The 276-nt window shown below is 72.1% G+C and carries 1 protein-coding gene; it reads right to left on the bottom strand.

The genetic code is table 11. The features are described 5' to 3' along the window. On the bottom strand, positions 1–276 hold a 276-nt coding region (locus SB751_RS30095; protein ID WP_410749032.1), incomplete at both ends, for a nitrogenase component 1.

Here is a 276-nt window from a genome sequence, read left to right as displayed (position 1 = left end):
CCTTGATCCCGCCCGTGTAGAAGTGGCCGTCGAGCATCGCGTCGAGCAACTGGCTGCGTTGCCGCCGATACTTGTCCGGCACCGGCCGCCCGGCGAGCTGCGCGAGCCGCACGAGCAGCCGGTCGTTCGGCTCGAGCCCGGTGAGCCGTTCGAAGATCTCGAACGGCGCGCCGGTCAGCGCATGGAGCGTCTCGGCCGCCATGCGCGTCTGCTCGCCGACGCCGATCGTGAACGCGGACGCGCCCGCCGCCCGGATCTGCTCGAGCGTCGTGCCGC

The sequence above is a fragment of the Cupriavidus sp. SIMBA_020 genome (genome assembly GCF_046535395.1).
Lineage (GTDB): Bacteria > Pseudomonadota > Gammaproteobacteria > Burkholderiales > Burkholderiaceae > Cupriavidus > Cupriavidus campinensis.
Note: the sequence above shows the minus strand (reverse complement) of the source record. Positions and strands in the feature narration are given on the sequence as shown.